This window comes from Flavobacterium macrobrachii (assembly GCF_014486675.1).
Lineage (GTDB): Bacteria > Bacteroidota > Bacteroidia > Flavobacteriales > Flavobacteriaceae > Flavobacterium > Flavobacterium macrobrachii.
This window is the reverse complement of record NZ_JACTAC010000195.1, coordinates 1-462: the sequence shown is the minus strand read 5'-3', so window position 1 is coordinate 462 and position 462 is coordinate 1. Positions and strand designations below refer to the sequence as shown.

1 protein-coding gene is annotated in these 462 nt (G+C 37.0%); it reads left to right on the top strand.

All coding sequences use genetic code 11. The annotated features are described in order from the left end of the window. The coding region (locus IAI56_RS15930) for a hypothetical protein (RefSeq protein ID WP_187658789.1) at positions 1 to 462 on the top strand (462 nt) is incomplete at both ends.

The following is a 462-nucleotide window of genomic DNA, read 5'->3' as shown; positions in this document are numbered from 1 at the left end:
GAAGAAACACTCTACGTAAGAGTAGAAACCAATGCTACTGGTTGTTATGATATTGTTACGTTAGACCTAATCGTTGATCCGCTACCAAATTCCACTCAACCAAGCTATGCACAATACAGTTTGTGTGACTATGACCAAAGCAAAATAGGTTATGAAATATTTAATTTAAGCAGCAAAGAAGCCGATATTTTATTAGGACAAACCGGAATGAGCGTAACGTTCTATCCAAGCTTAACCGATGCACAAAACGATACCAACGCGATAACGAATTTGAATTATGAAAACGCCATTATTTATGTTCAAACGTTAGGAATTCGTATTACAAATGATGCTACGGGTTGTTATGTTGTATCTACGATGGATATTCGAGTAGAACCATTGCCAGAACCAATACCACCAACTACACCATATACGATATGTGATGACAACCAAGACGGTTTTGCTAACTTCATTTTATCGACT